Source organism: Cupriavidus pauculus (assembly GCF_002858765.1).
Lineage (GTDB): Bacteria > Pseudomonadota > Gammaproteobacteria > Burkholderiales > Burkholderiaceae > Cupriavidus > Cupriavidus pauculus_B.
This window is the reverse complement of the sequence record NZ_PJRP01000010.1, coordinates 136977-158341: the sequence shown is the minus strand read 5'-3', so window position 1 is coordinate 158341 and position 21365 is coordinate 136977. Positions and strand designations below refer to the sequence as shown.

The 21365-nt window shown below is 64.0% G+C and carries 25 protein-coding genes and 2 tRNA genes; 14 read left to right on the top strand and 13 right to left on the bottom strand.

Translation table 11 applies throughout. The annotated features are described in order from the left end of the window. Nucleotide 1: 1 nt before the first annotated feature. The 4 genes from CYJ10_RS20730 to CYJ10_RS20715 all read left to right on the top strand — a co-directional run bounded on the left by CYJ10_RS20730 (nucleotide 2) and on the right by CYJ10_RS20715 (nucleotide 1186). Nucleotides 2-78, top strand: a tRNA-Arg gene (locus CYJ10_RS20730). A gap of 205 nt (nucleotides 79-283) precedes the next feature. Continuing rightward, entirely contained in the window at nucleotides 284-562 is a 279-nt protein-coding gene (locus CYJ10_RS20725) for a hypothetical protein (protein WP_101683338.1), read from the top strand. 185 nt (nucleotides 563-747) lie between these two features. After that, nucleotides 748-993: a hypothetical protein gene (locus CYJ10_RS20720; protein WP_101683337.1), complete on the top strand. Its 246-nt coding sequence runs from the start codon at nucleotides 748-750 to the stop codon at nucleotides 991-993. Nucleotides 994-1109: 116 nt separating this feature from the next. Then, nucleotides 1110-1186 (top strand) — tRNA-Met (locus tag CYJ10_RS20715). Between the two features lie 114 nt (nucleotides 1187-1300). On the opposite strand, the gene CYJ10_RS20710 is transcribed toward CYJ10_RS20715, so the two are convergent. Further along, nucleotides 1301-1564, bottom strand: coding sequence for a hypothetical protein (locus CYJ10_RS20710; protein WP_101683336.1), 264 nt, complete (start codon nucleotides 1562-1564; stop codon nucleotides 1301-1303). Nucleotides 1565-1633: 69 nt separating this feature from the next. After that, entirely contained in the window at nucleotides 1634-1924 is a 291-nt protein-coding gene (locus tag CYJ10_RS20705; protein ID WP_101683335.1) for a hypothetical protein, read from the bottom strand. A gap of 256 nt (nucleotides 1925-2180) precedes the next feature. Here CYJ10_RS20705 and CYJ10_RS20700 point away from each other — a divergent pair, with 256 nt between their 5' ends. From CYJ10_RS20700 to lpxO, 3 genes are all read left to right on the top strand, one after another. After that, the gene (locus CYJ10_RS20700) at nucleotides 2181-3593 is read left to right on the top strand and encodes a DUF2252 domain-containing protein (RefSeq protein WP_101683334.1); all 1413 of its coding nucleotides are present in this window, start codon (nucleotides 2181-2183) and stop codon (nucleotides 3591-3593) included. 44 nt (nucleotides 3594-3637) lie between these two features. After that, nucleotides 3638-3949 (top strand): hypothetical protein, encoded by a 312-nt coding sequence (locus CYJ10_RS20695; RefSeq protein WP_101683333.1) that lies wholly within the window; start codon nucleotides 3638-3640, stop codon nucleotides 3947-3949. Between the two features lie 145 nt (nucleotides 3950-4094). Continuing rightward, nucleotides 4095-4997, top strand: coding sequence for a lipid A hydroxylase LpxO (lpxO, locus tag CYJ10_RS20690; RefSeq protein ID WP_101683332.1), 903 nt, complete (start codon nucleotides 4095-4097; stop codon nucleotides 4995-4997). 104 nt (nucleotides 4998-5101) lie between these two features. On the opposite strand, the gene CYJ10_RS20685 is transcribed toward lpxO, so the two are convergent. After that, nucleotides 5102-6595: a sensor domain-containing diguanylate cyclase gene (locus CYJ10_RS20685; protein ID WP_101683331.1), complete on the bottom strand. Its 1494-nt coding sequence runs from the start codon at nucleotides 6593-6595 to the stop codon at nucleotides 5102-5104. Between the two features lie 162 nt (nucleotides 6596-6757). Beyond that, nucleotides 6758-8239, bottom strand: a complete 1482-nt coding sequence (locus CYJ10_RS20680; protein ID WP_101683330.1) for an aminotransferase-like domain-containing protein — start codon at nucleotides 8237-8239, stop codon at nucleotides 6758-6760. Between the two features lie 179 nt (nucleotides 8240-8418). Here CYJ10_RS20680 and CYJ10_RS20675 point away from each other — a divergent pair, with 179 nt between their 5' ends. From CYJ10_RS20675 to CYJ10_RS20665, 3 genes are read left to right on the top strand one after another with little or no spacing between them, the layout of a single operon-like run. Continuing rightward, a complete protein-coding gene (locus CYJ10_RS20675) occupies nucleotides 8419-8811 on the top strand; it encodes a hypothetical protein (RefSeq protein WP_101683329.1) in 393 nt (130 codons plus the stop codon). Further along, on the top strand, nucleotides 8795-10417 hold the full coding sequence (locus tag CYJ10_RS20670; protein WP_101683328.1) for an NAD(P)/FAD-dependent oxidoreductase: 1623 nt from the start codon (nucleotides 8795-8797) through the stop codon (nucleotides 10415-10417). The genes CYJ10_RS20675 and CYJ10_RS20670 overlap by 17 nt, the downstream gene beginning before the upstream one ends. Before the next feature lie 2 nt (nucleotides 10418-10419). Then, nucleotides 10420-10992, top strand: a complete 573-nt coding sequence (locus CYJ10_RS20665; RefSeq protein WP_101683327.1) for a DUF1415 domain-containing protein — start codon at nucleotides 10420-10422, stop codon at nucleotides 10990-10992. 30 nt (nucleotides 10993-11022) lie between these two features. Here CYJ10_RS20665 and CYJ10_RS20660 read toward each other — a convergent pair whose 3' ends face one another. Beyond that, entirely contained in the window at nucleotides 11023-11868 is an 846-nt protein-coding gene (locus tag CYJ10_RS20660) for a class I SAM-dependent methyltransferase (RefSeq protein ID WP_101683417.1), read from the bottom strand. Nucleotides 11869-12107: 239 nt separating this feature from the next. On the opposite strand from CYJ10_RS20660, the gene CYJ10_RS20655 reads away from it, so the two are divergent. The 4 genes from CYJ10_RS20655 to CYJ10_RS20640 all read left to right on the top strand — a co-directional run bounded on the left by CYJ10_RS20655 (nucleotide 12108) and on the right by CYJ10_RS20640 (nucleotide 15440). Beyond that, complete coding sequence (locus CYJ10_RS20655) at nucleotides 12108-13721, top strand: DUF342 domain-containing protein (protein WP_101683326.1); 1614 nt, start codon at nucleotides 12108-12110, stop codon at nucleotides 13719-13721. Nucleotides 13722-14094: 373 nt separating this feature from the next. Next, nucleotides 14095-14526: a response regulator transcription factor gene (locus CYJ10_RS20650; protein ID WP_180863002.1), complete on the top strand. Its 432-nt coding sequence runs from the start codon at nucleotides 14095-14097 to the stop codon at nucleotides 14524-14526. A 186-nt stretch (nucleotides 14527-14712) separates the two neighbouring features. After that, nucleotides 14713-15054, top strand: coding sequence for a hypothetical protein (locus CYJ10_RS20645; protein ID WP_257993434.1), 342 nt, complete (start codon nucleotides 14713-14715; stop codon nucleotides 15052-15054). Next, nucleotides 15051-15440, top strand: coding sequence for a hypothetical protein (locus tag CYJ10_RS20640; protein ID WP_101683325.1), 390 nt, complete (start codon nucleotides 15051-15053; stop codon nucleotides 15438-15440). The genes CYJ10_RS20645 and CYJ10_RS20640 overlap by 4 nt, the downstream gene beginning before the upstream one ends. Before the next feature lie 449 nt (nucleotides 15441-15889). On the opposite strand, the gene CYJ10_RS20635 is transcribed toward CYJ10_RS20640, so the two are convergent. The 8 genes from CYJ10_RS20635 to CYJ10_RS20610 all read right to left on the bottom strand — a co-directional run bounded on the left by CYJ10_RS20635 (nucleotide 15890) and on the right by CYJ10_RS20610 (nucleotide 21252). Next, a complete protein-coding gene (locus tag CYJ10_RS20635; protein ID WP_219621487.1) occupies nucleotides 15890-16513 on the bottom strand; it encodes a HEPN domain-containing protein in 624 nt (207 codons plus the stop codon). A 32-nt stretch (nucleotides 16514-16545) separates the two neighbouring features. Next, nucleotides 16546-17130 carry a hypothetical protein gene (locus CYJ10_RS33830; protein ID WP_146002082.1) on the bottom strand — a complete coding sequence of 195 codons (585 nt, stop codon included), beginning with the start codon at nucleotides 17128-17130 and terminating at the stop codon, nucleotides 16546-16548. An 85-nt stretch (nucleotides 17131-17215) separates the two neighbouring features. After that, complete coding sequence (locus tag CYJ10_RS20630; protein ID WP_101683323.1) at nucleotides 17216-17470, bottom strand: hypothetical protein; 255 nt, start codon at nucleotides 17468-17470, stop codon at nucleotides 17216-17218. Nucleotides 17471-17605: 135 nt separating this feature from the next. Further along, nucleotides 17606-18901 carry a phage major capsid protein gene (locus tag CYJ10_RS20625; RefSeq protein WP_180863001.1) on the bottom strand — a complete coding sequence of 432 codons (1296 nt, stop codon included), beginning with the start codon at nucleotides 18899-18901 and terminating at the stop codon, nucleotides 17606-17608. Nucleotides 18902-19035: 134 nt separating this feature from the next. Beyond that, nucleotides 19036-19551 (bottom strand): hypothetical protein, encoded by a 516-nt coding sequence (locus tag CYJ10_RS20620; RefSeq protein WP_101683321.1) that lies wholly within the window; start codon nucleotides 19549-19551, stop codon nucleotides 19036-19038. Then, complete coding sequence (locus CYJ10_RS20615) at nucleotides 19548-20135, bottom strand: hypothetical protein (RefSeq protein ID WP_101683320.1); 588 nt, start codon at nucleotides 20133-20135, stop codon at nucleotides 19548-19550. Before CYJ10_RS20615 ends, CYJ10_RS20620 begins: the two co-directional genes overlap by 4 nt. Nucleotides 20136-20193: 58 nt before the next feature. After that, on the bottom strand, nucleotides 20194-20424 hold the full coding sequence (locus tag CYJ10_RS33825; protein ID WP_146002081.1) for a hypothetical protein: 231 nt from the start codon (nucleotides 20422-20424) through the stop codon (nucleotides 20194-20196). 330 nt (nucleotides 20425-20754) lie between these two features. Beyond that, entirely contained in the window at nucleotides 20755-21252 is a 498-nt protein-coding gene (locus CYJ10_RS20610) for a hypothetical protein (protein ID WP_101683319.1), read from the bottom strand. Between the last annotated feature and the right edge of the window lie 113 nt (nucleotides 21253-21365).

The window sequence follows — 21365 nt, the reverse complement described above, 5'->3', positions numbered from 1 at the left end:
TGCGGCTGTAGCTCAGTTGGATAGAGTACTTGGCTACGAACCAAGGGGTCGTGGGTTCGAATCCTGCCAGCCGCGCCAACCTATACGAAAAAAGGGCTTCCGGAAACGGAAGCCCTTTTTTCATTCCCTCTCCCGCCTTGTCGCTCCGCGGGTCTCTCGTCTTTCCTCCCTTCGTTTCCTTCGCGCTATGTTCGCTGTCTATGCTGTATGCACGGGCGGCCGGAACACCTGCGCGCTGGCTGGCTCCAACCTCAATCCTGATCGCTACACACGGAGGCAACACATGCAACAGGAAGACTGGCGCGTGGAGGGCTATCGCGGCATGGATGCGTATGTGCTTGTGACATCGAATCACGATGCCGTGGCGGGCACCGTGCGCGATACGCAGACTTGGGGGTACGAAGTGCGCGTGGCGCAAGAGGGCATGGACCCTGCCGATGCCGGGGACACCGAGCGACTTGCCAGTGGCGCACATGTCTTCGCGACGCGGCACGCGGCGGAAGTCGCGGCATTTGCGGCAGCCTATGCGTTGATCGACAAGCTGGTCGGCCCGGCGCAATAGCCTGGGGCGTCCGGCCGCGCCCTGCTGCAAAGTTCCTTGCGATGCGTGCAATGGCGCATCACAGGCCGATTCCGGCTTCATTGGTTTTGACTTGATCCAGATCATTCGTGGATCGGGGGATGGCTCCTAGTCTGGGACTGAGGCGCGCCGCGGTGCGCGCCAGCAGTTAGAAAAAGGAGCGCGCCATGCCCGAATACGATGGATTAAAGATCGTCTACGAAGTGATCATCCTGCCCAAGGACAAGTGGGCCATCATGATCGAAATCATTCGTCGCAAGGATGGCGAGGTTCTGATGGGGCGTCACAATCCGTTTCCGCGTCAGCCGTTCGATACCAAGCTCGAGGCGCTCGATCACGTCAACCGCTTCGTGTCGCAAGCGGTGAAGGACCTGGAAGTCGACGCGGCGAAGCCGCTGCGACGTATCGCGTAGATTGCGCAATGGATCTTGGGGCAGGCCTCACGGCATGCCGTCAGCGGCTTTTTTCGTCGTGGTGCATAAAACGCTTGCCATGCGCCCCAGATTGTTGCATAATCTTTTTCTTCAGACGCGGGGTGGAGCAGTCTGGCAGCTCGTCGGGCTCATAACCCGAAGGTCGCAGGTTCAAATCCTGCCCCCGCAACCAGATACTCAAAAGGGCTACACATGATGTGTAGCCCTTTTGTTTTTCTGCCTTCCACAGTCTTCTTCTCTCGCAGTCCAGGCCCGTTCAACGCGGCCCCCATGGACAGCCAGAAAATCAGCTCTTGATCAACGACGCAGCGCGAACGAACGTATCGCGTACTTGCGGCTGGCCTTCGCGGTCGGCAGCTTCGGCGCGCGCCTTGAGTCGGGATGTGAGGACGGCAAGATTGCCACCTGCGCCGCATGCGCGCGCGGCCTCGTTCATCACCTGTGTCAGTTCCTGGTTCACGTCGGCGCCGTCGAAAGCGCTGACGGACAAGGCCGACACGCGCTCCAGAAAGGTGTTGACCAGTGCTTCATCATGTTGCGGTTCGGGCATGGCGGCTCCTTGGCGTGCAACGAAAACACTGAAATCGGAATATCGGAAGGGGTCCTCGACCGGCGCGGCTTAAAAGCGCGGCGGCAACTGCGGCGGCGCCACGATGCGTCGTCGCGCGGGTTTCAGCGCGCGGGTCGGCCACAGAACGTAGTTGGTATGCGGGTCCATCGGCTTGCCGAAATAGGATACCCATACCTGCACGCCGTGTTCGGTTTCGGACACGATGGCGGCCACTGCACGGGCCGCGACAGACGGGGATTTCAGCAGGTCGGCCAGTGCTTCGACGCCCTGGACCACATGGTGCTTTACCCCTTTGAACCACACGTATTGACGCATGGCAGCAAGAAATCGCTTGGTCATGAATGCTGCTCTTCTCGTTGGCGATGCGAAATTGAGACCACAGCTTACACGGATAGTTGTGACGGTTTTGTAGGCTCGCGTCTGATTTTCTCTCCGCGCACGCTCACATGTGATGAAGGCGCTGCATGATGGCGTAGACGTCGCTTTCGGCCATGTACGGTGTCAAATTGACAAGCTGTTGCGGTTGTCTTAGCGTGGTTGCATATGCTGCACAAAATCTAACGTTGTCCTGGGCCCGCTGGGCGTGGAGGCAAGTGTGGAAAACGTGGCAGAGCTGGAAAAGCGATTGGAGCATGGCAGGGCGTTGCGACAGAAGGTGCCGCGCCGCGCGCATGAGTCGATCGGCAATGTCGATCGCGACCCGGTTCGCCTGCTGCAGGAAAGCAGCGCCGGGCGGGTAGAGCGCCTGATCCCCCTGCGCTACGGGCGCATGATCGCGTCGCCTTTCACGTTCTATCGTGGCAGCGCCATCATCCAGGCACATGACCTGGCCGGCACCTCCAACACGGGGTTGATCCACCAGATCTGCGGCGATTGCCACCTGTCGAATTTTGGCGGATTCGCTACGCCAGAGCGCGCGCTGCTGTTCGACGTCAATGATTTCGATGAAACCAGTCCAGGCCCATGGGAATGGGACCTGAAGCGTCTGACCGCCAGCTTCGTGGTGGCGGCGCGCCATCTGCGCCATGGCACCGAGGCCGCCGACCACCTCGTCTTCGAGGTGGTCACCAGCTACCGCGAGCGCATGGCCGAGTATGCGGAGATGGGCATCCTGGAGACCTGGTACGACCGCATCACGTTCGAGCGCCTGCTGGACAGCACGGACGATCCCGATATCCAGAAGCGGGTCCGGCGTGCCATGGAGCGCGCGGCGGAGCGCACGCATGAAACCCTGCTGCCGAAGCTTTCCGAACACGATGGCGAACGCTGGCGCATTCTTGACGCGCCGCCCGCCGTGTTCCACGTGCGCGGGGCGCAGACGCTGTTCAATGCCAAGGATGACTGGCTTGCCGTCGACAATCCGCGCGAAATCGTCGAGAAGTGCTTTAGCGATTATGTTTCCACGCTGGCCCGCGACCGCCGCGAACTGTTGTCGCACTTCAAGCTGCACGACATGGCCTTCAAGGTGGTGGGCGTAGGCAGCGTCGGCACGCGCTGTCTGATCCAGTTGATGATCGATAGCCATGGCAAGCCGCTGTTCCTCCAGGTCAAGGAGGCCACCAAGTCGGTGGTGGCGCGCTATTTCAAGTCGGCGGCGGTTTCGCACGAAGGGCGCCGCGTGGTGGAGGGGCAGCGCCTGATGCAGGCCGCCAGCGATCTCTTCCTGGGCTGGTCGAAGGGGCCGTTTGCGCGCCATTTCTATATCCGGCAGTTGCGCGACATGAAGTTTTCGGCCGACATCGAACTGATGGACGTCAACGTGCTGTCGGCCTATGCCCGCGTGTGCGGGTGGGTCCTCGCGCGTGCCCATGCCAAGGCCGGCGGGCTGGCGGCGGAGGTCAGCGGCTACCTGGGCAGCAACGACCGCATGGCCGAATCCCTGGTTGCCTATTCCAACGCCTATGCCGACCAGGTGGAGCGCGACTACGACGCCTTCGTCAAGGCGTGCCGCTCGGGCCGGCTCGAGGCGCGCACCGATGCCGACATGGCCGCCGACTTCCGCGTATGACCGTGACTGACTGACCGAATCCCCAAGCCCCCAGGAGTGTGCCGATGACCGAAGATATGCTGCTGCAACTGATGGTGGAGGTGGAAAAGGCCGATCCCATCGACTACGCGAACCTGCCCTTCGATGACGAGAAGTTGCGCGCCCTGGCCTGCAAGATCATTGCCGAGCGCTCCACCGAACTGGAGACTTCGGGCCTGTCGCAGGAGGCGCTGCTGGCCACGCTCTGGGCGTCGACGGCCAAGCTGGTGCTGGAAAACATCGTGCTCAATGCCCGGCTTCTGACCCTGCAGGGCAAGGCGGAGGATGCCCGCGTGCTGATTGACCGCATTGCCCGGCAGTCGCGCGGCAAGCCCTGAACGCGCCCGCCTTTGGTGAGGCTCATGCATCACACGATGCGTGAGCGTCGCTGTTTGGCTAAAATAGCGCGTTTTCCGCTCCCATGCCGTCGCTGACGGCCATCCGGTCACGCCGGGGGCGGGGTTTGTCCTGGAGGGATGTCGGGTGATCAAATGGATAATCGTCGCCGCCTACGTGGGGGCGATCCTGTATGTGCATTTCCGCGGCAAGGTCAGGCTGCCGTTCATGCGCCAGGTGCTTGACCATTCGGCACTGGTGGCGCCGGTCAATTGCTTCATGTACATGTTCTCGGGCGTGCCGCGCACGCCGTACATCGGTATCGACCGTTTTCCTGAACTGGAGAAACTGCGTGCCGCGTGGCCGCAGATTCGCGATGAGGGCCTGGCCCTGGTCGCGATGCGCAAGATCAAGGCTGCCGACAAGAACGATGACGCAGGCTTCAACTCGTTCTTCAAGTATGGCTGGAAGCGGTTCTACCTGAAGTGGTACGAGGCCCAGCATCCGTCGGCCGAAACGCTGTGCCCGAACACCGTGGCGCTGCTGCGCGAGATGCCGTCGGTCAAGGCGGCGATGTTTGCCGAACTGCCGCCGGGCGGCAAGCTCAATCCGCACCGCGATCCGTTCGCCGGTTCGCTGCGTTACCACCTGGGCCTGTCCACGCCGAACGACGACCGCTGCTTCATCGAAGTGGACGGCGAGCGCCACAGCTGGCGCGACGGCCAGGGCGTAGTGTTCGATGAGACCTATCTGCACTGGGCCGAGAACAAGAGCGAGACAGACCGCCTGATCCTGTTCTGCGATATCGAGCGTCCGATGCGCTATCGCTGGGCCGCGGCGGTCAACCACTGGATGGGCCGCAAGGTGATGACGGCTGCCAGCTCGCCGAACGACGAAAACGACCAGACTGGCGCGATCAACAAGCTGTTCCGCTTCGTGTGGCTGGGCGGCCAGTATCGCCGTCGCTTCAAGGCCTGGAACAAGAGTGCGTACTACGTGACCAAGTTCGGCCTGATCATCGGCGGCGTGGCGCTGATCGTGTTCCTGTGATCCGCTGAACCCCCGATCCCCTGATCGGGCGGCAGCGTGGCAAACAAAAAAACCGGCAGTCACCTGCCGGTTTTTTTTTCGTCCACGATTTCCGTCCTCAGCCGTCAGCCGTCGGCGCGATCGGATTCCCGCTGCCGCCGCTCGTTGCCCAGTTCCTCGTAGTGCGCCCGCTTGGCCTCGTACATGCGATGGTCGGCCAGCTTCACCGTGTCGGTCAGCCGGTCGCCCTGGGTGCAGGTGGCCGCGCCAATCGAGAACGACAGCCGCGCGCCAGGATAGAACTGGTTGTTCAGGCCCACCACTTCCTGGATCTGCTCGACCACGGTTGCCGCACCGCGCTCGTCGCGGCCCGGCAGCAGCACCATGAACTCGTCGCCGCCAATGCGCGCCACGCACGCCTGCTCGCCCACGGCCTTCTTCAGCACCTCGCCCGTGCGGCGCAGCAGCGCATCGCCATCGCCGTGGCCAAACTGGTCGTTGATCGACTTCAGGCCGTTCAGGTCGACGGCGACCACGCTGACCGGCCACGGGCCCTTGCGGCCCAGGCGCGCCAGTTCGTCCTCGTAATAGGCGCGGTTGTAGAGCTTGGTCAGCACGTCGTGCTTGCCCAGGAATTCCACATAGGCCTCGGCCTTCTTGCGCGCGGTGATGTCGGTCAGCGACACCAGCACCTGGTCCCAGTCGTTCTCGTGGCCCGGAAACACCGACCACTGCATGAAGACGTCCACGGAGCGGCCATCCAGCGCGTAGTTGATGACCTCGCGTTGCTGCCAGAGCTTTTCGTGCCACAGGTCGATCAGCTGCTCGGCAAAGTGGATGCGCATGTCGTCGCGGAACACGTCACCCAGGCGGGACAGCAGGATTTCCTTGCTCGGCGCGCCGAATATCGTCAGCGTCTGCTGGTTCACGTCGAGCACGCGGATTTCCTGCATGCAGCGCGACACAAAATCGGGATGCACGTTCAGGAAGGTACGGAAATCCGTGATGCCGGCCGCGCGCACTTCGTCCAGCAGCATCTTGACGGCGCTGAAGTCCTCCACCCACAGCGACACGGGCGAATGCTCGAACAGGCCGACCGCATACTGCTGGGCGCGGCGCAGGTCGCGCTCGGTGCGCACGCGGGCCGTGATGTCCTCGATCGACAGCAGCACGCGCGACCAGTCGGTCTCGTGGCCGGGCATCACCGTGGCTTCCAGGCGGATGTCGAGCCGTTCGCCGTCCAGCGTGTAGTTGACGGTCTGGCTGGAAAAATGGTTGCCGCCGTCCCAGAGCTGGCCCAGTTCTTCCACGTGCTGGTCGAACATGTCGTCGCGGAAGACGCTGTCGAGGTTGGCCACCAGGTCGGCTACATCGCCGGCGCGGAACAGGTCCAGCGTGCGCTGGTTCACGTCCAGCACGCGGATCAGCGCCGAGCAGCGCGCCACTTCGGCGGGGTTGTCGCGCAGGTGGCGGCGCAGGTCGGTCACGCCATCGGCTCGCAGTTGTTCAAACGCCTGGCGCACCGCGCTGAAGTCTTCCAGCCAGAGCGACACGGGCGCCAGCTGGAACAGGGTCTGATCGTCGTTGTCGAGCCGCGCGGCGGCGGTTGCGTGCCCCAAGTTGTTCTCCCTTTTTGTGATGGATGGCGTACCGCGCACTAGGATAGGCGAGCGCGCGCCGCTTGTGGGGAGAAATCTAAGGAAACGACGATGTGGCTGGGGTGCGGTGTGGTCCGTGTACGCCACACGCCGGCTGGGGATCCCGCCAGCTTCCGGCGCCAGTCAGCCAGCCAGCCTGCGTGCCGCCGCGGCCACGGTGTCGAGCGCACGTTCGAGTTCCGGCGTCCGCAGGTTGCCGCAGTTCAGCCGCAGGAAATGGTTGAACCGGTTCGAGTTCGAGAACATGGCGCCCGGCATCACGCGGATGCCGTCGCCCAGCACCTGCTCGAACACCGCCTCGGACGACACGCCGCCGGGCATTTCCACCCACAGGTGCAGGCCGCCGCGCGGCAGCGTGAGCCGCGTGCCGGCCGGGAAGGTGGTGGCCACCTTCTGCGCTACCCATTCGCGCTGCACGCGCAACTGGGTGCGCAGCCGCCGCAGGTGGCGGTCGAAGGCGCCGGTGCCCATGTACTCGGCCACCGCGATCTGGGCCAGTGTCTCGTTGGGCCGCGACAGGCCGAACTTCAGCATCTCCACGCGGGCCTGCCACTTGCCGGCGGTGATCCAGCCCAGCCGCATGCCGGGGGCCAGCACCTTGTGCAGCGACGCGCAATGGATCACCGTGCCAGTGGTGTCCCACGACTTGGCTGCCGACAGCGGCGCATCGTCGTCGAACGTGGCCGAGCAGCAGTCGTCCTCGATCATGGCGAGGCCGCGTGCGGCACACCACGCCACCAGCCGCTGCTTGTGCGCGTCGGGCATGACGCATCCGAGCGGATTCTGCAGGTTCGGCACCACGCAAACGGCCTTGATATTGGCGTAGGTCTGGGCGGCCAGTTCCAGCGCCTCGAGCGAGATGCCGGTCTGCGGGCTGCACGGGATCTCCAGCGCTCGCATGCCCAGGCTTTCCAGGATCTGCAACAGACCGTAATAGGTAGGTGATTCCACGGCGATGACATCGCCGGGGCCGGCCACCGCGCGCAGGGCCAAGGTCAGCGCCTCGGTGGCGCCGTGCGTGACCACGATTTCCTCGGGCGACACGCTGATGCGCGACCGCAGCGCGTGACGCGCCAGCGCGGCCCGAAAGGCCGGGTGGCCATCGGACTCGACCGACGTGCCGAACAGTTCCGGGTAGCGGCGCAAGGCGCGCACGGCGGCGTTGCGCAGCGCATCGGTCGGGTACAGCTCGGGCGCCCCACAGGCGCCGCCAAGGTTGATCCGGTGCTGCTTGCTACGCGCCAGGATGGCCGAAATACGCTGGTGGATGCCCACGTACTGCGCGGGGTCCGGCAGGCCGGGCACGGGCTCCTCGATGGGTGCCAGGGCCGGCTGCGCCGGCGCGCAGACGAAGTAGCCCGAACGGGGCCGCGCTTCGAGCAGGCCCGCGGCTTCCAGTTCGCGGCACGCCTGCAGCGCGGTGGACAGGCTCACGGCGTGCAGCCCCATCAACGCCCGCACCGACGGCATGCGATCGCCAGGCACCAGCGTGCCCGCCGAGATCGCCTGGCGATAGTGGCCCGCCAGCTGCTGGTAGAGCGGGCCGGACGAAGACGGTGGGGTGGGGCGGGCGGCGGGGGCAACCGCTGAGGCAACGATAGACATGGCGGCATCATCGCGCGTGCGCGACGGTTGGAACAGATACAGATGGTACGCCGCTGTATCGTAACAGCGCCAAAGTTTCGCATCTGTTCTGGTCGGGGGCGCAAACGCTTGTGCCTGTTGGCCTGGCGGGCGCGCCGATACGCTGGTGGCACGTTTTTCATTTGTGAAGGAGTGCCGCCATGTCATCCCCAGAGATCCTTTCCGAAGGCGTCCAGACCATCGTCCTGGCTTCCGGCCAGTGCCTGACGCTGCACCTGAAGGCCGGCGCCGTGGTGCATGTGCAGCAGGGTCGGGTGGTCGTGGCGGGCGCGCCGCGCTGGCTGGCCGAACAGATGTGCCAGGTGCCGCGGAACATGTGCGCCGGGGGTGTCCGTGTGATGGATACGGCAGGCTGGCACCAGCTGGTGGCGCGGGGGCCGGTGCAGTTGCGGATCATGACGCCGGCGGCGCGCCCGGGGCTGTGGTCGCTGCTAAAATCGCGGCTCGGCCGTTCTGGCCTCCTGCTGGGTAACGCCCGGCCACCAGACATCCAGGCCGCAGAAGAATCGGTACCCCATGCTACGTCTCAGTGAAGTCAAACTGCCGCTCGACCACGTCGAGAGCGACCTCGAGGCTGCCGTGCGCAGCCATCTGGCCCAGATCGGTGTCAAGGGCGACGGCCTTGTCGGATTTACGGTGTTCCGCCGCGCGCACGATGCCCGCAAGCGCGACGATATCAAGCTGACCTACATCATCGACATCGAGGTCAAGGACGAGGCCGCGGCAGTCAAGCGCATGGGTGCCAAACCGAACTGGAGCGTGGCGCCGGACATGGCTTACCACTTCGTGGCCAGGGCGCCCGAAGGCGGCCCGAAGTCGCGTCCGGTCGTCATCGGCCTGGGGCCGTGCGGCCTGCTGGCCGGCCTGCTGCTGGCGCAGATGGGCTACCGCCCGATCATCCTGGAGCGTGGCAAGGAAGTGCGCGAACGGACCAAGGACACGTTCGGCCTGTGGCGCAAGAGCGTGCTGAACCCCGAATCGAACGTGCAGTTTGGCGAGGGCGGCGCGGGTACGTTCTCGGACGGCAAGCTGTACAGCCAGATCAAGGACCCGAAGCACTACGGCCGCAAGGTGCTGGAAGAGTTCGTGCGCGCCGGCGCGCCGGAGGACATCCTGTACAAGGCGCGGCCCCACATCGGCACGTTCCGGCTGGTGAGCATGGTCGAGAAGATGCGCGCCGAAATGCTGGAACTGGGCGCGGAGATCCGCTTCGAGACGCGCGTGGACGATTTCGACATCGACAACGGCCAGGTGCGCGGCCTGAAGCTTTCCAACGGCGACTACCTGGCGTGCGACCACGTGATCCTGGCCGTGGGACACAGCGCGCGTGACACGTTCCACATGCTGCATGACCGGGGCGTGTTCATGGAGGCCAAGCCGTTCTCGCTGGGATTCCGGATCGAGCACCCGCAGGGCCTGATCAACCGCAGCCGCTTTGGCAAGTTCGCGGGCAACAAGCTGCTGGGCGCCGCCGACTACAAGGTGGTGCACCACGCCAGCAACGGCCGTGCCGTGTACAGCTTCTGCATGTGCCCGGGCGGCACCGTGGTGGCGGCGGCGTCCGAGCCGGGGCGCCTGGTCACGAACGGCATGAGCCAGTATTACCGCGCCGAGCGCAACGCCAACGCGGGCATCGTGGTGGGCATCACGCCGGAGGAGGACTTCCCCGGCGGCCCGCTGGCGGGCATCGCATTTCAGCGAAAGTGGGAAGAGCGAGCGTTTGAACTGGGCGGTAGCGACTATCGCGCGCCGGGCCAGCTCGTGGGCGATTTCATTGCCGGACGCGCGTCCACGTCGCTGGGTTCCGTCGAACCGTCGTACAAGCCGGGCGTAACGCCGACCGACCTGAGCACGTCGCTGCCGGACTACGTCATCAACGCCATCCGCGAGGCCCTGCCGGAACTCGACAAGAAGATTGCCGGGTTTGCCATGCACGATGCCGTGCTGACGGGGGTGGAGACGCGTACGTCGTCGCCGCTGCGCATTCGTCGCAATCGCGACGACTACCAGAGCATCAACGTGCGCGGCCTGTATCCGGCCGGCGAGGGCGCCGGTTATGCGGGTGGCATCTATTCGGCGGCCATCGACGGCATCGAAGTGGCCGAGGCCGTGGCGCTGCACATCGCGAACGGGCAGTGACCATGACGGAGCAGGCCGCCCGCCCGGAAGACGACCGCGTCGTTGCCGACGTACGCCACTGGCTCACGCGCGCCGTGATCGGCCTGAACCTGTGCCCGTTCGCCAAGAGCGTGCATGTGAAGGGGCAGGTACGGTATGTGGTCAGCCAGGCCACGCGTGACGAGGACGTGCTGGACGACCTGGAGCGCGAATTGCGCGGGCTGGCCGAGGCCGATCCCGAGCAGGTGGATACCACGCTGCTGATCGTGCCGCATGCGCTGGCCGACTTCCTGGCGTACAACGACTTCCTGTATTTCGCGGACCGGCTGCTCGGCAGCCTGCGGCTGGAAGGCATGCTGCAGATTGCGAGCTTCCATCCGCAATACCAGTTCGAGGGCACGGCGCCGGACGATATCGAGAACTACACGAACCGCGCGCCGTATCCGATCCTGCACCTGCTGCGCGAGGACAGCATCGCCCGTGCGGCGGAGGCCTTCCCCGAGGCCGAGGACATCTACGAGCGGAACATGGAAACCCTGCGCCAGCTTGGCCACGCCGGCTGGCTCAAGTGGATGGCGGGCAAGAGCGATCTCTGAGGCGATCCCCGCGCCGGCTCACGTGCCCACTTACGTGGGCGTGGCCGTGGCGGACGTGAAGAAGCGTTCGCCCAGTTCCTCCAGCCCCACGGACTCCAGCACCTGTTGCAGCCGCTCGGCCGGGCGCCGGCGCGGCAAGTCCTTGTACTGGGCGATGATCAGCTCGTTTTTCATCGAGTGTTCCCAGCCCACCAGTTCCGTCACGCTGACCTGATAGCCGTGCGCTTCCAGCTGCAGGCAGCGCAGCACGTTGGTCAGCTGGCTGCCGAATTCGCGCGTGTGCAGCGGGTGGCGCCAGATTTCCGTCATCGGATTGCCGGCCAGCAGGCGGCCCTTGTGCTTGCGCAGCACCGAGGCCACTTCGGCCTGGCAGCAGGGCACCAGCACGATATGCTGCGCGCGCTTGGCCAACGCGAAGTGGATGGCGTCGTCGGTGGCGGTGTTGCACGCGTGCAGCGCCGTGACAACGTCGATGGTCTCCGGCAGCGCCGGCGATGTGATCGAGTCCGCCACGGACAGGTTCAGGAACGACATCCCCGGAAAACCCAGGCGCTCGGCCAGGGCGGTAGAACTGGTGACCAGTTCCTCGCGCGTCTCGATGCCGTAGATATGCGAAATGTCCTTCAGGTCCTTGAAGAACAGGTCGTAGAGGATAAAGCCCAGGTAGGACTTGCCCGCGCCGTGATCCACCAGCGACACGACATCCTTGGCGTCCTTGACCTCGCGCAGCAGCGGCTCGATGAACTGGAACAGGTGATAGACCTGCTTGAGCTTGCGGCGGCTGTCCTGGTTCATCTTGCCGTCGCGCGTCAGGATATGGAGTTCCTTGAGCAGCTCGATGGACTGGCCGGGACGGACTTCGTGGGTGCTGGACATCGGGAAAGGGTGGGGCTTTGAATGCTTCGGAAAGGTCGACAGTTTACCGAATTCGCCGCCAAACCACCGCCAGAACATGGCTACCCCACTTTTGTGGGCTAAAGCTCACTCTGCCGCTTGCCGTTATACCTTCGATCACGACAAGCAGAGTTGGCGCAGGTACGGCCGTCCAAGCGGAAGGACCCGGGGCACGAACCCCAGCCGGCATGGCGCCATGCAGAACGAGAAAGCGGGGAGCCATGAACGCGGACGTGGGATTACGCCTGGAACTCAACCAGCCGGGCGATCAGGTAAGGGCGTGTTTTACGCCAGAGACCGGCCGGGTGCCGCCGGACCGGGCGGCGCTGGAAGCATCGCTGGCCGAGCACGGCTGGCAGGGGGCGCGCCTGGACCAGGCCGCCGTGACAGGATTCCTGACCCAGTGCCAGCTGACCGACCGTGAAATCGATGCGGTGATCGGCACGGTACTGGACGGCGCCTTCGAGCTGGAGATCTCCGCCGACAAGCTGCAGCTGCTGCTGACGCTGATGCCGCCCGAGGGCGGGCGCACCATCGACGAAAGCGATATCGCTGCCGCCGCGGCGTCGATGGGCGTGGTGGCGCTGCTCGATTCGGCTGCCATCGGCGTAGCCCTGGAGGCAGGCAGTTGCGAAGGCCGCGAGATCGCACGCGGCGTGGCGCCCGTGCAGGGCGAGACGGCCCGTTTCGACAGCATGGTGCAGCAGCAACGGCCGGCACAGGCGGACAACGAGGACGAGCGCGTTGACTTGCGCGACCTCGGCAGCCTGCTGCTGGTGAACCCCGGCACGGCGCTGATGCGCCGCACGCCTGCCAGGTCTGGCAAGGACGGCATGGACGTGCTGGGCAAGCCGATTGCCGCCGATCCCGTGGTCGACACGCCTTATGCGGCAGACTTGACCGGCGTGGCCGCGGACCCGAACGACCCGAACCTGCTGCTGGCGGTGATCGCCGGATCGCCGCGCGTGCTGCCCAACGGCGTGATCGTCAGCCCCGTGGTCGACGTGGACGCGGTGGACCTGCATTCGGGCAACGTCAATTTCGATGGCTCGCTGCGCGTGTCGGGCGATATCCGCACGGGCATGTCGGTGCGCGTCACGGGCGACGTGGTGGTGCAGGGCACCATCGAGGCCGCCCATGTGGAAGCTGGCGGCGACGTGATCGTCAAGGGCGGCATCATCGGCAAGGCGGATTCGGCCCATGGCGGCGACCCCAACGAGGTGGCCAGCGTGCGCACCAAGGGCGCGGTGCATGCGCGTTACATCCAGAATGCGATTGTCGAGGCGGCGACCGAGGTGGTCGTGGAAAGCGGCATCCGCCAGAGCGACGTGTCGGCGGGCGAGCGCGTGGTGGTAGGCACGCCCACGTCCCAGGGCAGCATCAGTGGCGGCCGTACGCGCGCGCTGCAATCGGTCAGCGTGGCAACGCTGGGCGCCCCGGCGGGATCGGCCACTGCCGTGCAGGTTGGCCTGAACCCGTTTGCGGACCAGCAGAAGGCCGAGCTGGAAGCGCGTCGCCGCAAGGTGCTGGATGACCAGGCCAAGCTGCAGCAACTGGTGGCCTTCTTTGCCAAGAACCCGGAGCGCGCCCAGGGCGACGTCCGCGAGAAGGCGCGGGCCACCATGTACAAGATCAATCGCGACCTGTTCGAGCTTGATGCCGAGATCGCGAAGCTGACCGAACAGATCAAGCCGTCGGACGAGGCCATGATCGCGGTGGGCCGCCGCATCCATGGCGGTGTGACCCTGCAGGTGGGGCACAAGGTGATGGCGGTCATGGAAGACAAGACCGGCGGTCAGGTGCGGGTCATCGACGACCGCATCACGGTGACCTGATTCCGCCGGATTCGGGCTGGCTGCCATGGACTGGCGGCCGGTTCGTTTGGCCGATTCGTTTGGCCGATTCGTTCGGCGGGTTCGCTCGGCCAGCTTCGTTCATCCGGTTCGCCATTTCGCGCAGAATTTCGTATCCGGGGGCGTCTGTTACGGTCAGGGTGACACGTTACGTCACCCGTAACACCCGGACGGTTGCACGCTTGCCCTTGGCTTTTCGTACGATGGCCACGCGCGGCCTCCAAAACTACGCTGTCCGGCCAGCATTTCAGCCAAATTTGCGGTTGCACGCGCTCTGCGTGACTGGCCAGAAATTGTCTGGCACGCCGTTTGCTCAGTCTCCCGTATCAAAACCAGACGTCAGGGGAGACGCAACATGACCGCACTCGTGATCGAAGACCAACCGCTGGTGCGGCTGGGCATGCAGCGGCTGCTGGAGCGGATGCCGGGCATCGGCGCCGTGCGTGCCCTGGACCCGGCCGGCATCCTGGCGCTGGACCCCAGCCTGGTGACCTCCATCGTGCTCTATGGCATGACCGGCGACGCCAGCGACAACTGGTACCTGCTGCGCCGGCTGCACCAGACGCTGCCCCACGCGCGCATCCTGCTGCTGTCCGACAACATGTGGCTGCGCGTGCCGGATACGCTGGAAAGCTGTGGCGTCGTCGAACATCTGCCCAAGTCGGCATCGATCGAGCGTATGGAAGCGGTGGTGCTGCAGATGCTGGGCTGCGACGGATTCGTGCCGATGCGCGGCGGCATCGCCGAGGTATGGCAGCCGGCCTACCATCCGCGCGTGGTGTCGTAACGGGCCGGCACCGGCCCTCAAAACCTTATTGAGACAAATCCGATTTAGCAGGCGCCACGGTTTTTCGCGGCGTTTCGTGCCTAGAATTTCCGTCATCCAATCCGGATATCCAGCGAGAAGGAGGACTTGATGATGGGAATGGTGAGGGAAGCTGCGGGTGCTGACGGCGCTGCAGGAGTGGGTGCCGTGGATGCGGCGGGAAACGTGGCGCGGTCGTCCGTGCTGTCGTACTTGCACGGTGACGCGTCGCGCGACGCCGGGCGCGCGAAGGCCCGCGATGGGGCCGCGTTGGAGGCGCTGCATCTCGATGCCGCAGACGCGCTGCTGCGTCGGCATGGCCGGTCGCTGGCGGACTGCCAGGTATCGCGCGAATGCGCTGGTCTCGACGTGGAAGACGATGCCGTGCTCTATGTGGTGCGTGTGGGGGAGGGTTTCGATACCTACGCGCTGAACGAGGCGCTGACGGCGCTGCAACTGGCCCGCGGCCTCACGCCGTCCGCACAACTCGACGTCGTATTTCAGCCATGAGTGTGGGTGCGGGCGAGATCCTCCGGTGCGCGGCCGTCATCGCCGAGGCCGCGCATGGCGAGGCCAATTTCCGGTCGGCCATCAGCCGCTGCTACTACGCGGCCTATCACGCTGCCTATGCATGGCATTGCGCGCTGCCTGCGCCGGGTAGCGGCGGATTTCGCAAGACTGGCAAGCACGAGACGCTCGTCAACCAGCTATACCATCCGGGCGTGCGTCGCGAGCATCCGGGCTACTGGCGATCGATCGCCCTGGCGCGGATGCTCAATCGAGGCAGGCTGCTGCGGCTGCAGGCGGACTATCGCATCGAGGCCGAAGTGGATCGTGGGCAGATGCTCGGGGCGGTGGCCAATGCGGCGATGATCGTGAGGCAGTGCGGTGGATGACGATCGCGCGGCCCAGGGCGCTAGTCAACGCGATGACCTGAACTGCCGGAAGATTGCTGGAGACGTCTGGGGACCAAAGCAAAAAGGGCAACCCGAATGGGCTGCCCTTCCTACTTCAAGTGATGGTGCCGGAGATAGGAGTCGAACCTACGACCTTCGCATTACGAATCCGGGACGTACCTCAGCGAACCCGCATCATACATCAACAGACACGCACTCTACATGAACCGCTTGAGCCACTCCACGACAATGTGCGGCGAAGCTGGCACCGGGCAACGAGCAAACCCGATGGTTAAGCAGCGGGTTTGCCTCGGGGTGAAACGGGTTCCGGGGAACCGACCCCTTCGCGGTGGCCGCGTCAAAATTGCCGAACGGGGGCATGGGTTAGCTTGGGCGGTTCGGGGCTCTGAAAAACGATTCTGGCGACGCGGTGTGGGCTAGGCAGTGCTCTATTTGATGCCGGAGGCCAAGCACGCCTCGTGCAGGGCTCGTGCCACAAAAATCGCACTTGGGATGTGAACCATCTCAGTGCTTTCCTTTTCGTACAAGTACCGCCAATCAACGAAAGCCGTCCTGAGGTTGGCCAGAGCGTCGCCAACATCGGACGTCTCGGCAAGTCCCTCGCTTTGCGCCACGTGGGGAGTCACCTTGCTTAAGGCGGCAAGCGCGGCGCCGGGCAAGCCCTCATATAGTTTCATAAGGTCGTGTCCCCAAGGGGTGACACCGTGAGCCTCGGCAAGAGTCTTTAGATACAGTTCAATCGAAAAGGCAATGTTGACAACGAACGGCGCTGCATACACAGGGTTACGTGGTTGCCGATTCAACATCTCATGGCAGTCTCGTGAGACGGTGGCAAACGCAATCGCCTGCCGAAACATGCTCTGCAATTTCGTGGGCGGCGGAGGCCGTAAGCCACGCTTGTCGAGAAATTCTCTGGCGACTATCAGGTCCATTTCGGGATCACCGGTGATAGGTACAGTGCCGACGACGACCCCATTAACCTTTAGCCATTTATGACCCTCGGGGGGGCTATCTTCCGCTCCACCATCCATCGGTGACGTTCTGTTGACCATGCCTAACCTCTGTTTGCGAGAATGCCGTGGTACTACATTGCAATGAGCGATCGATATGCCATGTAGCCACCCCAAAAAAATCCACCGAAGGACGCCACACCAAGAGCAACAGATGTGAAGTTCATTACGTGACCTGCAGCAATCCAACTATTTGCACAGTCACCATTTTGGTTTGCATAGCAAAACTGTGAGAGATATCGGAAGCCGGAAGCCACCCCCGCCGATCCGAGGCTACAGACAAAAATCAGCAAGGCAAACCCTACGCCGGACACAAGCGTCGCGCTATTTGCCGATGGAGTCTTCGTTAGTAAATTGCCGAGGAACGCCAGCAACGCAGCAGCGGCCCCCCCATTGATCAACAGTGCAGATTTAAGCGCTGTTTGCCCGGCCTCTATTACGGCTTTGAACATCTCTACTTCAAACGTGTTCTGAATCTTCCAACGCTCAATGTCCACCGTGGTGCGTCGTTTTGCTTCCTCAGCCCCCATCGTTGGAGCACCTTTACTGAAGTCCTCTAGAAAGTTATCGAAGGCCTCTATTTGCACAGCATCCACGCCACGTTTCTTGGTTTCAGAGAGTACATCTCGTACGTGTTGGATTGCTTCTACGGCGTTCATCGCACTAGGCCCTATCGGTGAAGGTTGACCGGGGCAGAATACCGGCAACACGTCTCATCGCCGCCCCTCTTTGGTAGGGGGTGCCCTAGATGCGACGCAGAGCGGCGGAGACCTGCGGCTCCAAGTGGGGATATTCGTCGAGGATTTCGTTTACCACTCGCTCTAGCCGATACAACTGGAAGTAGGCGTTCTGAACGATAGCGGCACTGTCGAGTCCGGCACGCAGCGCTGGCGTGATGCTTCGCCATAGCGTGCCCTTGCTGGAAAGCCGCACGTACCACAAGCAATGCGTGGCCTCGGCGATGGCCTCGGGCGAAAAATATTCAGCGTCGTTTTCCATAATCGTCCTCTATCGGGCTCGTTGAAAAAAATCCGGGGGGCATGTCACCTGCCGTAACATGCCCCCCGGCGTCCAAAAATGCGACACGCGCACCAGCGCACACACCAGCACGGGCCGCACTCGCTGAAAAGCGATTCACCAAGCAACGCCCGTCAAATGCGCCACGGCACCCGGACGCAGCGCGCCCCACGAGAGGCCGTCATAGACGCCACGCAGCGCGGCGCTATAGGTCTGGAACAACGAACGCGTCGGCGGTGCCACCATGCCCGCGTCATCGATAATCGGCAGCGGCGTTGTGTCTTCCTCATGAATCGATGCTTCGACGCTAACGCTGAATTCCGGGGCGGGCAGCGCGCGTGCAATCGATCCGCCATCGATCAAAAACAAACTGTCATCCGGCACGTTTGCACTCACGACGAACGGCAGACCGATCAGACGCCCCGAAGCCATCTCGGGGAATTGCAATGCGCCCGTGGCGGTCAGCAGCATCGATAGCGCCATGCTGTTGTACGGCGACATGCACCACGCAAACCCGCTCGCGTCGAGCCCGCTTTTCAACAGCAGGCCGGCCATATGTTTCAAATCGGCGGCGATCTCCGCAGGCGTGGCGCCCGTGCTCGGGATCGAGTTCGCCGCAGGCAGGCCATCGAGAATGCCAGCGGGGCTCACGTCAGGCACGGCGGCATCCGCGCTCAGGAATTTCGCATCGAACATCGCGGCACTGTCGGAGACGATGGCCTCGCGAATGATTTGCTCAATGCGTGGTGTCGAGCGGCGGGCGAGTTCCTGCGTGAAGGTGCCAATCACGGCGGGGGCATAGGGCGTCAACTTCGTCCCCTTGACCTTGATCGCGCCCACGCGAATCGGTGCCCCTTCCTTACGCCATCCTGCGGCGAGGTTGGGATTCGCGTTGGTCGTGTCGCGGCTCGGGATCGTGATCGAGGTTGCGCCGTTGAAATTCTCGGTCACGAGCGGCAGCGATGCGAAGACGCTGAGCTTTGCAAGTTCGGCGAGAAACGCGCCTTGCACCTCGCGCGTCAATTCCTGTGCCCAGCCGGGAACGTTAGTCGTGGCCGGGTCTTGCACGGCCTTCATGATGACGCCCAACGCATCGGCATCCTTGCGACCGAGGCTGCCATAACGCGCAGCGGCAATCTCGGCAGGCGTCTTGCGTTCGAGCGCGGCCACGACTTGCACCGCAAGCCCACGCCATAGCGGCAGGGCTTTCGCTTCGATGGTGGGCGACGCCTTTGCAGCGCTGCGCGTGGTGGGCGTGGCCGTGGTGGTGACGTGGCCCGCGTCGGCCTCTTGCTGTAGCGCCTTGGTGCGTGCCATAAGCGCATCGGCGGCGGCATCGTCGCCTCGGTCAAGCGCGGCCTGTAGTTGCTCGCGGGCGGTGGTGAGTTGCTTTTGAATAACGAAGTTGTCCATGATTTTCATCCGATTGGCATTGATGCTCTCCCATTCGTGTCGGCCCGACTCAGACGTGAGCCGCACTGACAGGTGCGCCGATTTGCGCGGACTTGCAAACCCGGCATGAGGCAGACGGCCTCCCATCGGGCAAATCAATGTTCGGCTACGTGGCGACGGAATTCCGCTACCAGTCGTTCACATGCGGTGCTCAATTGCCATTCGGCCAGCACCGCGATTTCGCGATGGCGCTTGGCCTGTTCGGCAATCGTTTCGTCAAACGTGCGGGCCTGTTGGGCGCTGGCCGATTCGAGGGCGTCTATGCGTTCGGCGTGGCCGTTCACTAGCGGTGAGAAGTGATCGCGCATGGCTTCCGCCACGCCCAGTGAATAGGCTTCGGCAGTATGGTCGACGGCCTTTTTGATTTGCGAAGGCAAACCCTTTTCGAGTTCATCTATGCGCTTGGTGAGGTCACGCAGTCCGCTTTCAAGTCCCGCCACGAGCCGGGTGAAATCGGGCGGCGCGCTGGGTTGCTGCAACCGGGCGATTTCTTGCCACAGTGCGTCGACGTCGTGATGCAGCGCTTCGATTTCGCGCGAGCTTGCGCGGGTCGCCGTGGTCTGGCGTTGCGGGGCAGCGAGGCCGCCAACGTATCGAGGTTGTTGCGTCATGACCGGGCCTCGCTCCTGTGCGTGTTGACGGCGAGTTTTGCGGCGGCATAGTGCTTTTCAGCGTCGCGAATCTCGCCGCATAGATCGGCGTCCGGGTTTGCCTGGGCACAACGGCGAAGCCATTGCATGCGCTGATTTGCGCGGGCCATGGCGAGCGTGAGGGCGAGTCCCTTGAGTTCGGCCACAAGGCGGGTTGCGAAATTCGTCCCGTCACGCACAGCGTTATCGAGTTCGGCGGCCAGCGCGTCAACTCGTTCCTGACCCATGGCGCCGCTCATACGCGCTTGGCGCAGCATCATCGCCGCATTCGAGAGGTCGGGCTCGCGGGCGGCGTCCTTGATCGGCACGCCGTGGCGCAAATGGTCGGCAATGGATTTCAGGCAGACGATTGACCGGGCAGCGGCGTCGGCGTTTTTCCAGACGTCGGCCTCGGTTGCGGCCAACTTGGCATCGACGCCGTCGGCGTCAGCCGCGCGGGCGGTGGTCGGCAACGCGGCATAGCGGGCATCGCACGTGGCAATGGCTTGCTGCAACAGGTGGCGTGCGTGGCCGCGAATTTCTCGCAACGAGTACCAGCCTTGCATGATGGCCTCCAAACGTGAAGGGCGGCGGCGACTACGGGCGCGCCGGGGCAAATCGAAGTCACGCGATGCGATAGCGGATTTCGCCGCGCCCAGATTCGGCGATCACGTCGCCGTCGGCGGTGAGTTGGCGCAGGGCGCGTCGCACAGTGCCAGCGGGCAGGCGACAAACCTTTGTCAGCAACCAGAACGGCGAACCGCGTTGGAATGACCCGAGAACGCGCCAAACGTGCACGCGTTCCTGTCGCAGATTTGGCGGTTCGTCTGGGATAGAAGCGGGCGCGGTGGTCATAGGCGCTCGGGGTGGATGGAATGCGGGAAGCGCGCTCAACGATGGCGGGGCGCTCGCCGCACCGATTCGGAAATGACACCGAAGGGGGCGGGGCCATCGCGCAACGCGCTTGCCTATGGTCGGAAGACTAGTCCCGATTACCGAGGTTTACAAGCACGTCGAGGCGCCCAGCATCCCAAGCACAGGCCGGGGCCACGACCCATCGGGCACCGTGCCGCCAGCGTTGCCGCACGGGCAGCGGGTCAGGATCAGCCCTACGCTTTGGCAGGCTCGGCGGCGGCGCCTTTTCGACGGCGCCGCAGAGTTCGAGCCAACTCGGCGCATTGCGTCTCACGGCAGGTACGGGTTAGGCCCGGCTTCACGCTCGAAAGTGTGGACAGGTGCCAGCCTATGGCGCTGGCGGTTGTCGTTCGTCGGCGGCAACGAGGTGTCGGTTTCAGACCTACGCCCGAGGGGGCTCAATCTCAACGCGCGACAGAGGGCCAACATGCCACGCATAGCCCGATCCACGTCGGTATCGATGGCCCGGGCGGCGGCTTGCTGCGTCGTCGTGCGCCGCCTGACCCGCGCTTGCACCGAGCGCAACTCGCGAAGCATGGCGACTTGATGGCAATAGTCCGCGAATAGCGCTTCGTCGGCGGCGGCGAAATGCCCGGGCGCTAGGGCCGCCAGCGTCTCGCGCCAGATCGTGGCGGCGGCGGGCGGTAGGTGTGGGGGCGGTAGCCATTCGCTTGTCTGCGAGGCGCTGGCCTCGACGTTCGCTGCGACTTTGCGGCGCATGGTGGCCTCCGGGTTGGCGGCGATCAGCGGCAGGATAGGCCCGATCATTTGTCGGTTATAGCCGCAGATTTTCCGGCTTTCCAGTACCGGAAAACCCCGGGCAGTGCACACCTCCGGTGACCGTCACTCGGTCGGCGGCAATCGCTCTACTCCCGGAGTGC

Excerpts from the sequence above, each read along its gene's own strand:
- CYJ10_RS20725 (WP_101683338.1), top strand. The coding sequence starts at position 284 with ATGCAACAGGAAGACTGGCGCGTGGAGGGCTATCGCGGCATGGATGCG.
- CYJ10_RS20720 (WP_101683337.1), top strand. The coding sequence starts at position 748 with ATGCCCGAATACGATGGATTAAAGATCGTCTACGAAGTGATCATCCTG.
- CYJ10_RS20710 (WP_101683336.1), bottom strand. The coding sequence starts at position 1,564 with ATGCCCGAACCGCAACATGATGAAGCACTGGTCAACACCTTTCTGGAG.
- CYJ10_RS20705 (WP_101683335.1), bottom strand. The coding sequence starts at position 1,924 with ATGACCAAGCGATTTCTTGCTGCCATGCGTCAATACGTGTGGTTCAAA.
- CYJ10_RS20695 (WP_101683333.1), top strand. The coding sequence starts at position 3,638 with ATGACCGAAGATATGCTGCTGCAACTGATGGTGGAGGTGGAAAAGGCC.
- CYJ10_RS20680 (WP_101683330.1), bottom strand. The coding sequence starts at position 8,239 with ATGTCTATCGTTGCCTCAGCGGTTGCCCCCGCCGCCCGCCCCACCCCA.
- CYJ10_RS20675 (WP_101683329.1), top strand. The coding sequence starts at position 8,419 with ATGTCATCCCCAGAGATCCTTTCCGAAGGCGTCCAGACCATCGTCCTG.
- CYJ10_RS20670 (WP_101683328.1), top strand. The coding sequence starts at position 8,795 with ATGCTACGTCTCAGTGAAGTCAAACTGCCGCTCGACCACGTCGAGAGC.
- CYJ10_RS20665 (WP_101683327.1), top strand. The coding sequence starts at position 10,420 with ATGACGGAGCAGGCCGCCCGCCCGGAAGACGACCGCGTCGTTGCCGAC.
- CYJ10_RS20660 (WP_101683417.1), bottom strand. The coding sequence starts at position 11,868 with ATGTCCAGCACCCACGAAGTCCGTCCCGGCCAGTCCATCGAGCTGCTC.
- CYJ10_RS20655 (WP_101683326.1), top strand. The coding sequence starts at position 12,108 with ATGAACGCGGACGTGGGATTACGCCTGGAACTCAACCAGCCGGGCGAT.
- CYJ10_RS20650 (WP_180863002.1), top strand. The coding sequence starts at position 14,095 with ATGACCGCACTCGTGATCGAAGACCAACCGCTGGTGCGGCTGGGCATG.
- CYJ10_RS20640 (WP_101683325.1), top strand. The coding sequence starts at position 15,051 with ATGAGTGTGGGTGCGGGCGAGATCCTCCGGTGCGCGGCCGTCATCGCC.
- CYJ10_RS20635 (WP_219621487.1), bottom strand. The coding sequence starts at position 16,513 with ATGGTCAACAGAACGTCACCGATGGATGGTGGAGCGGAAGATAGCCCC.
- CYJ10_RS33830 (WP_146002082.1), bottom strand. The coding sequence starts at position 17,130 with ATGAACGCCGTAGAAGCAATCCAACACGTACGAGATGTACTCTCTGAA.
- CYJ10_RS20630 (WP_101683323.1), bottom strand. The coding sequence starts at position 17,470 with ATGGAAAACGACGCTGAATATTTTTCGCCCGAGGCCATCGCCGAGGCC.
- CYJ10_RS20625 (WP_180863001.1), bottom strand. The coding sequence starts at position 18,901 with ATGGACAACTTCGTTATTCAAAAGCAACTCACCACCGCCCGCGAGCAA.
- CYJ10_RS20620 (WP_101683321.1), bottom strand. The coding sequence starts at position 19,551 with ATGACGCAACAACCTCGATACGTTGGCGGCCTCGCTGCCCCGCAACGC.
- CYJ10_RS20615 (WP_101683320.1), bottom strand. The coding sequence starts at position 20,135 with ATGCAAGGCTGGTACTCGTTGCGAGAAATTCGCGGCCACGCACGCCAC.
- CYJ10_RS33825 (WP_146002081.1), bottom strand. The coding sequence starts at position 20,424 with ATGACCACCGCGCCCGCTTCTATCCCAGACGAACCGCCAAATCTGCGA.
- CYJ10_RS20610 (WP_101683319.1), bottom strand. The coding sequence starts at position 21,252 with ATGATCGGGCCTATCCTGCCGCTGATCGCCGCCAACCCGGAGGCCACC.